The organism is Bacillus sp. H1a (genome assembly GCF_000633475.1).
GTDB lineage: Bacteria > Bacillota > Bacilli > Bacillales > Bacillaceae_G > Bacillus_A > Bacillus_A paramycoides.
The window spans coordinates 1-6,105 of record NZ_AYMH01000036.1; the positions used below are offsets into that span (position 1 = coordinate 1).

Sequence of the window (6,105 nt, forward strand, 5' to 3'; positions counted from 1 at the left end):
GTCATTGCGATTTCCATATTACTTCCTCCTCTTGTTTCGTATTAAGATGTGGTGAATCTTTATACCTTTATTATAGTAAGCGCTTACATTTATAACAATACATTTCTATATGCAATATTGCATATTTATACGTTTAGACAAAAATGGTACCATAGCAAAGTGAGAGTCTTTAAGGGTTCTCCTTAATAGGAGGAAACGATATGGAAAGAATGCAAGTGATTTATAGTAATCCGAAACTCAAGAGTTGGGTTAAACAGGTATTAGCTGTAGGCGGAATGTTAGGGTTCTTCTACTTGATGTTATATGTTTGTAGTTTCTTAATTGTTATGTAAATATATACAGCTATACTAGTGGAGTCTTGTCTACAGAGGTAAGGCTCTTTTTGTTGTACCTGAGGTGAACAAACTATACACAATACCTCTCAGACTCCTTTTTGAAAGTAAACTTCTATTCAAAAGTTTTACATTGAAGAATAAGAAAAAGGTTTGAGTATCTAAAATTGTGATTAAGTAGGGATTTAATAAAGACGACAGCGATCAGATAATGTTGAGCCACCTAATCGCTGTTGTCTTTAATTTTTAAGTTTAATTAAAAAATTTCTTCTTGTTATTTTTGATGTAGTTAACGACAATTACAAAGTAAATAATAGCTATGAGATTAATTATGCTTAATGTTAGACCTGATGGATTGGACCAGGGAAGTACAAAAAGCCAAAATACTACTAAAATTGAACTCAATACGTATAACCATTTGAATGGATCTGTCATTTTTAATTCCCCCATTTTTCCTTCTTTGATGATTTTATCTTTCAAGCAATCATCTCCTTTAATTAATTCATCAATGCTAATGTTGAATAAATCACTTAATGTAATAAGTGATTCAATATTTGGATAGCCTTTTTCAAGCTCCCATTTAGAAATTGATTGTCTGCTTATGTTTAATTTAATGGCCAATTCTTCTTGTGATAAATTATGTTTTAAGCGTTCTTCTTTTAGTTTTTTATAGAATTCCATGATTTCAACTCCTATAGTTTTATTTTTACTACAACTTATAAAAGTTTGTAAGAATCGCAAAGTAGAATAATGTAACTTAAGAGTAGCAAAGGTTTGGAACAGGTGGTTGCATGTGTTGGTCAATCAAAACGGACCTAGCGAAGCGAAGGGAGTATTTGACTTGACCAACTAGACTACACCCGAACCCTCTTGGCACTGAACAAACTACCGTTTGTTCCTGCCAACCGGCGAGGGAGTCCCTCAAGGATTGAGGGGTTGGGGAGTTCGATGGAGGGGGTCTGGGGAAGAGTTCCCCAGTGGGTTTGGGCAACGCCCAAGGTTTGGTTTTTCCATGCTAGGCATGGTTCGGCAAAGCCGACAAGCGTCGCAGACCCCTATCGATTTTGATGCGAAAGCGTCAAAATACGTATAGGGTTACTTTAATTGACTCCATTTCGTCGCTTTGCTAGACTTATGGTATCAATTAATCTAGGGAAAGTGGTGGCACTTTATGTTGGGTTCTATTTCATTTAATCAATCTCACCAAAGTTCATTAAGCCACAATAACAGAGAAAACATTCATGGGAATCCTGGCATAGATCCAGCCAGATTAGATGAGAATATTTTCTTTGTTCAAAAGGACATCCGAAGTGTATACAAAGATGTCTTTCAAGAAGCAGTGGACAAGTATAACGAGAAACAAAAACGGAATGACCGTAAGATTGATGACTATTATAACAAAATACATAAAGACGATAAGACACATGAGCAACGAGAACTCGTTGTAGCGATTGGGGAAGGCAAAGATGACCCAAAGTATAGGGAAGATAAAAAGGAAGCCCTGAAGCGCTATGCTGAAGCGTTTCAAGAGCGAAATCCAAACCTAGCGGTTTATAATATGGTTTTACATGATGATGAAGCCAATCCGCATTTACATATTAATTATGTACCCAATTTTGAAAGTAGTCGAGGATTAACGAGGCGTGTCGGAATGGATAGAGCCTTGCAACAACAAGGTGTAGGGGGAACAGGAGTAAAGTTAATTGCACATTGGAGAGAATTAGAAACAGCCTATATTGAGCAATTAGCGAAAGAACACATTCCGAATTTTGAACGTGCCAATGTAGGTTCACATAAATACATGAAAGTTCGTCAATACAAGGAATATGCAGAAACAAGATCAATTGTTGAGAATCAAGTACAAGAAAAAGAAACGCAATTACAAACGATTGACCATCATTTAAAAAATGTTGAAGAAAAAACAAACGAATTAGAAGTAGAGAAAAAGAGTTTGGAAAGTGATGTCGTTGATAAGTACAAAGAATTAGAGATAGTAAAACAACAAGTAGAGAGTGAAAGTGAAAAGCTGCAGCTAATTGGCGAGTGTCATGTAGAGTTAGAAAAAAGAGTGAAACAAATGCAAAAAGAATTAGATAGTGCTACGGATCAAGTACCAAATGAACCTGTTAAAATTCCATTTTTACGTAAAGAAGTAGTAATAGAAGTACAGGATAAAATGTTTGGAAAAGCTGAAATTACGAAGAAACAGACAAGAAATTATGTATTATCACCGGAACAATATCAAGAATTTACAAAACAAGTGAATGCAGCAGTTACGATTAAAAAGGATTATGAGCGTTTGAAAAAGACAGATTTTGTGAAAGAGAATGAGAGTTTAAAAGTGCATGCAGGGGGGTGGATGAAAGAAAATCGAACATTGAAACAAGAAAAAAGTCAGTTGCAAAAAGAAGTAGGTACATTAAATACTGAAATAAGCTCATTAAAAGCTCATATAAAGGATTTGCAGATTAATATAAGGGTTTTGTATCAGCAAACTAAAAAAACCTTTAAAGATAAATTTCAGACGTTTAGAGAGCTTATTAAAAATGAACTAGCTAATAAAGGTGTAAATAATCAATTTGAGCGTGAACATAAAAGAGAAATGGCTAGTAGACAACGAGGATTTGATAGGGATCGTTAGAAGATATTATGAGGAATTAAGTAAAATTTTGGGGAAACTTTGTTTGACAATATCTTGAGGGTATATGTGTGATAAAATAAAAAACGAGCCATGCTGGAACATGGCTCGTTTCAAAGGGTATTCAATGAAAATACCTAAAATTTTAAATGTCTGGTTATAGATTATCATAATTTGATTCATAATCAAATAGCAAAAAATAGGTATTTTTGTTGATTCCCTTAATTAGAGGAGGAATCGACAAAATGAAAGATGAAAATGAACATGCTTTAGGACAAGCTTTAAATCAAGCTAATAGAAATGCTAGAAAAAGAGATTTCGAGAAGGATGGAAAACAAAGAGATCAGGCTGAAGAACTTAAAAAATCTCTTTTACAACAGTTAAAAGAATTAACCGGAGAAGACCATTATGTTGGAACTAATAAAGATCCATTTGCTGGAGAACCTTTTAATCAAGTAATGCATAGAAATTTAGATTTATTGAATAGTATTGGCTATTTAACTCAAGCAGAAGAAAGTTTTTTATTTAGAATTCAAGCTTATTTGGAATTTAGAAGTAATGTCATTATTTGTAGAGATGATAAATTTAAAAGGAAACAAAAGAGTATTGAGGACGATTTTGAGCTACCAAGAGCGGCAACTGTTTCTGAAATTGCTGAAATGATAGGGAAATCAAGAGAAAAAACTTCTTTGGTTATGAACTCATTAAAGAAAAAAGAGATTTTACTTAATCCAGAAGGTGCTGGACAAATTATTGAAAATGGTCGTACTGTAAGCCCTAGAACATGGATAATAAATCCTTACATAATGATTTGTGCACCTCGAAAAAATGAAGTGAAACTTGATAAATTGACAATGAGATTGTTTCAATATTCTTTAAAAAATCTTAAAGATCAAAATGGCAAAAAGGTGAAATTGCCAGCTAGATTTTTCTAGACTGTATCAACTGATACAGTCTATTTTTTTATGTGTTTTATAACCTATTTGGAATTTTTTAGGTGTGACGAAAACGTCACAAAAAGGGTTAAAAGTGTGACGTTTTCGTCACACCCCCAAAAGTGCTATAAACCCTTGGTATAACTGGATTTATAGCACTTTTTAGTAATCGTCTCTATTATCACTATTATTAAAGGGCTAAAAGTTCCGCAAGGAACAGGTAGTATTTTTGAGTAAATAACGCTCAAAAATCTCCACCTTCATAATAAAAAAGTCGGTTCGTTAATCCTCACCTAAAAGCTAACGCTTTTCTTTTTTATTATGTCCTTGCAAAACTTTTTTCGGCTCGTGTGCTTTTCTCGCCAAGCCGACAGACAAAACGCAAGATAATGGTTATCGACTTGGATTAGCAAGTATACGAGCCGAACCGCTTAGATCATTCGTTCTGAAATAGTTCTTACTCGAAAATTGATACGGAATACGTGGGGTTTCGCCCCCACACGACGAGCCAGCACTCTAGCCAAAACGCAAGTTTTCAACCAAAAACAAAACCATAAAAAAGAAGTATTTAATACTTTAGGAACTAAACTGAAACTCTTGCATAACATATAATTAGGAAAAACAGTTTTGGAAACAAAACGCCATTTCCATCGGGGCAACCCGAAGGGAAGACCGATGTCTTCCCACCCTACATAAAAAGGCCACCTTAGGGTGGTCTTTTTCAATTTTAGGTAATTTTCAGGTATGATGAATTTCTCTTATTCAATATGCTGATACGTTTAATACATGGGGTTCACACTTGAAAACAGGGAGAAAATAGCATGATAAAACATTTTTACACCTTAGAATCACGTTATTATAAAGAAATTTGGTAGTCTTTAATTAGCCTTTAACTTAACCTCAAACTTAAGGGAGATGTATAGATGAACATTGGTAGACAAATACAATATTTTCGTAAACGGGATAATATGTCCCAAGAGAAGTTAGCAGAAAAAATTCATGTTTCCAGACAATCTATTTCTAACTGGGAAAATGAAAGGAACTATCCAGATATTCATAATTTACTAATGATGAGTATTCTTTTTAATGTCTCCCTGGATGATTTAGTTAAAGGAGATGTAAAGATCATGAAAGAAGAACTTCAAAAATCAACTTTCTTTAAGTGGAGTTACATCATGTTAGCATTAATGATTATACTTCCTATTTCTATTGCACCTGTATTTTACTTTTTTGGTTATTATGGTCTTATAATACCTGTGGTACTTACGATTTTGCTTATGTTTTCATTACAGCAAGTTGAAAACATAAAAAAAGAGCATAATTTAAAAACTTATCGTCAAATAGTTGATTTTATAGAGGGAAAACCTGTAAGTGAAGTAAAGCCTAATATAAAAGACAAATTATTAAAAATAGGTTTGATGCTTGCAAGTGCTTTAATTAGTTATAGTTTGATTTATTTAGGATTGAGTGTATTTGGAAGATAACTTAGAAAACTATTAAAAGTCCTCCGGATTGTTTAACTGGAGGACTTTTGTGTTTACATAATCATCGATATAGGAAGTAGTTTTAAGCATTAGGTAATATAAATTTCATTTGCTGGCTCTTATTTTCGGCGGGTTTTTAGCTTTCGCCAAGCTGAACCGCCAGTTAGCGAAAGGCAAGGCGCTGAATACATTTACAAAATGACAAAACTGTAAGAATACACGAATGTTTGTAAGAAAGTTCGATGTTTTCCTTTTTCTTTTTTTATTATAGTGAAAAAGAAGAACGAAATATTCTCTTATGTAGGAAAGGAAGATAATAATGATTGATCTATTAAATAAATGGATGTTAGAAAGTACAGGCAATTTCAATATCGTTGTAGGACTTACAGCACTTCTATTTTTGGGTTCAGTAATTGCACTTATTATTATTTACAAAAAAATTGGTAAACCAGATGAAAGAACAAATGGTATTTATTTTAAAATTATTTCTTGTATGTTTTCTACTCAAATTCTAATGAATTGCATATTTATTTCTTTAGTTGGTAAAGATATCGAGAATTTCCGTCAAATCTTTATATTATTTGAAGCCCTGGTAATCTTCGTTGGAGCTATTTATTCGTTTAAATTATATAGACAGGAATATAAATAATTCACTTATAAGAAACAATAAAAAACAGTAGTGATTTTATACACTACTGTTTTTTATTGTTCATTTT

The 6,105-nt window shown here is 33.0% G+C and carries 6 protein-coding genes; 5 read left to right on the forward strand and 1 reads right to left on the reverse strand.

Features of this window, described 5'->3' with window-relative positions:
* Positions 1-200: 200 nt before the first annotated feature.
* A complete protein-coding gene (locus tag U860_RS36850) occupies positions 201-332 on the forward strand; it encodes a hypothetical protein (protein WP_261377520.1) in 132 nt (43 codons plus the stop codon).
* A gap of 252 nt (positions 333-584) precedes the next feature.
* On the opposite strand, the gene U860_RS0116415 is transcribed toward U860_RS36850, so the two are convergent.
* The gene (locus U860_RS0116415; RefSeq protein ID WP_025149414.1) at positions 585-1,013 is read right to left on the reverse strand and encodes a helix-turn-helix transcriptional regulator; all 429 of its coding nucleotides are present in this window, start codon (positions 1,011-1,013) and stop codon (positions 585-587) included.
* A gap of 490 nt (positions 1,014-1,503) precedes the next feature.
* Here U860_RS0116415 and U860_RS0116425 point away from each other — a divergent pair, with 490 nt between their 5' ends.
* The 4 genes from U860_RS0116425 (at position 1,504) to U860_RS0116440 (ending at position 6,038) form a co-directional block, all read left to right on the forward strand.
* Positions 1,504-2,973 carry a plasmid recombination protein gene (locus U860_RS0116425; RefSeq protein ID WP_025149415.1) on the forward strand — a complete coding sequence of 490 codons (1,470 nt, stop codon included), beginning with the start codon at positions 1,504-1,506 and terminating at the stop codon, positions 2,971-2,973.
* A gap of 242 nt (positions 2,974-3,215) precedes the next feature.
* The gene (locus tag U860_RS0116430) at positions 3,216-3,905 is read left to right on the forward strand and encodes a hypothetical protein (RefSeq protein ID WP_025149416.1); all 690 of its coding nucleotides are present in this window, start codon (positions 3,216-3,218) and stop codon (positions 3,903-3,905) included.
* A 923-nt stretch (positions 3,906-4,828) separates the two neighbouring features.
* Positions 4,829-5,389 (forward strand): helix-turn-helix transcriptional regulator, encoded by a 561-nt coding sequence (locus tag U860_RS0116435; protein ID WP_001020684.1) that lies wholly within the window; start codon positions 4,829-4,831, stop codon positions 5,387-5,389.
* A 319-nt stretch (positions 5,390-5,708) separates the two neighbouring features.
* Complete coding sequence (locus tag U860_RS0116440; RefSeq protein WP_025149417.1) at positions 5,709-6,038, forward strand: hypothetical protein; 330 nt, start codon at positions 5,709-5,711, stop codon at positions 6,036-6,038.
* Positions 6,039-6,105: the final 67 nt, after the last annotated feature.